Consider the following 2229-nt stretch of genomic DNA (forward strand, 5'->3'; position numbering starts at 1 on the left):
TGGATGACTCCATTGTGATTGCGGAGAATATGCACCGTCACTTCAAGATGAAAAAACTACCACCGTTACAAGCTGCGCTATATGCTATTAATGAGGTAGGGAATCCGACTATCTTGGCAACGCTGACTGTTATCGCTGCCGTACTGCCGATGGCATTCGTGTCGGGAATGATGGGGCCATATATGAGTCCGATGCCTATAGGTGCATCCATAGCCATGATTTTCTCTTTACTGATAGCTCTGACTTTGACTCCATATTTCGGCTATTTATTCTTAAGACATAAAGATAAAAAAGGAGAAGAACATGAAAGTGAAGAAAAAGAAACGGATTTGCACGAAACGAAGATCTATAAATTATATGCTAAGATAGTGACTCCGTTTCTGGAAAACAGAAAGCGTCGCTGGACATTTATGATTGGTTTAACCGTCGTTTTGCTCGGATCATTTGTTTTATTCTATACAAAATCGGTTCCGGTAAAGATGCTGCCTTTCGATAACAAGAATGAATTCCAAGTGGTAATAGATATGCCCGAAGGCACAACTCTGGAACGTACTGCTGCCGTGACTAAAGAATTAGCTGTGTATATCAGCCGAAATGATAAAGTAACCAATTATCAAACGTATGTGGGAACATCCGCGCCTATCAGTTTCAACGGACTAGTACGTCACTATGATATGCGCATGGGGGATAATGTGGCTGATATACAAGTTAATCTTGTAGACAAAGGTGAACGCAAAGAACAAAGCCATAATATAGCCACGTCGGTGCGTGCCGATTTGCAAGCTATCGGCAAAAAATACAATGCCAATGTTAAGGTAGTAGAAGTACCACCGGGTCCTCCGGTGATGTCTACAATTGCTGCTGAAATATATGGCCCTGACTATAAACAGCAGATTTATGTAGCTAAACAAGTAAAAGATATGCTGGCATCAACCGAAAATGTTGTCGACGTGGATTGGTCTGTAGAGGACGCTCAAACCGAATATAAATTCGAGGTAGATAAAGACAAAGCAATGAAATTAGGTATTCCTAATGCACAAGTGGTGCAAAATATGTATGCTGCATTGTCCGGAATGTCGGTAGGAGTACTGCATCAACCTTCGACAGTCAATCAGGTAGGGATTGTATTACAACTTTCGGAGAAAGAAAAATCGAGTATCGAGGATGTATTAAGCATGAAGGTTGTAAACCAGCAAGGTATGGTTATACCGATAAGCGACTTGGTAAAAGTGACTGAGGGCGAGAAAGAAAAGAGTATTCATCGCAAAGATCAGAAGCGTGTGGTATATGTATTGACCGAAGTCGCCGGAAGTTTGGAAAGTCCTATATATCCTATTACGGAAGTGTCTGATAAATTATCGCAGGTAAAATTACCCGAAGGATATACTCTGTCGGAAGAATATAGCGAGCAGCCTAAATACGAAGATAACTTCGCTTTAAAATGGGATGGAGAATGGCAGATAACATATGAAGTGTTTCGTGATCTGGGTTTAGCATTCTTATTTGTATTAATTATTATATATGTACTAATTGTCGCATGGTTCCAAAACTTTATCACACCATTGGTACAGTTGGCAGCTATCCCTCTGTCGCTAATAGGTATCATCTTCGGACACTGGATTATGGGAGCTTACTTTAGTGCTCCGTCTATGATTGGATTCATAGCTCTTGCAGGAATTATGGTGCGCAATTCGGTATTGCTGATTGACTTTATAGATATACGGCTCAAAGATGGTATTCCATTAAAGCAAGCTGTTATTGAAGCAGGAGCTGTACGCACCACGCCTATCATATTGACTGCCGGAGGAGTAGTGTTAGGCGCGATAGTTATCCTATTCGATCCTATATTTCAAGGTCTGGCAATCTCTTTGATGGGTGGAACGATAACCTCTACCGTACTTACATTGATTGTTGTACCGCTGCTATATTACAAAATGTTGAAAAAGAAAGTCAAATAATTATGAAACTATTAGTTGTATTAAGTATCAAAGAATATCAGGAGCGGGTGGCTGGCTTGCTCCAAGATGCCGGGGTGAAACGGTTCAGTGTAACCAATATCACCGGGTATAAAAAGAAGGAAGAAAACTTAGGTTGGTTTGCAGCGAACGGAAGTAATGCAAAAACTAATTCGATAATGCTTTTCAGCTTTGTTGCAAAAGAAATTGCAGACAAGGCTATTTTAGAAATTGATAGTTGCAATATTGAAACAAAAAATCCTTTTCCTGTACA

At 40.2% G+C, this 2229-nt stretch carries 2 protein-coding genes; both read left to right on the top strand.

Going from position 1 to position 2229, the window contains the following annotated elements; genetic code table 11:
* The coding region (locus tag BGO84_RS04685) for an efflux RND transporter permease subunit (protein ID WP_291027992.1) at positions 1 to 1958 on the top strand (1958 nt) is incomplete at its 5' end.
* Positions 1959 to 1960: 2 nt separating this feature from the next.
* The coding region (locus BGO84_RS04690; RefSeq protein WP_291027994.1) for a hypothetical protein at positions 1961 to 2229 on the top strand (269 nt) is incomplete at its 3' end.

Origin of the sequence: Dysgonomonas sp. 37-18 (assembly GCF_001899125.1) — a bacterium.
In the GTDB taxonomy this organism is placed as follows: domain Bacteria; phylum Bacteroidota; class Bacteroidia; order Bacteroidales; family Dysgonomonadaceae; genus Dysgonomonas.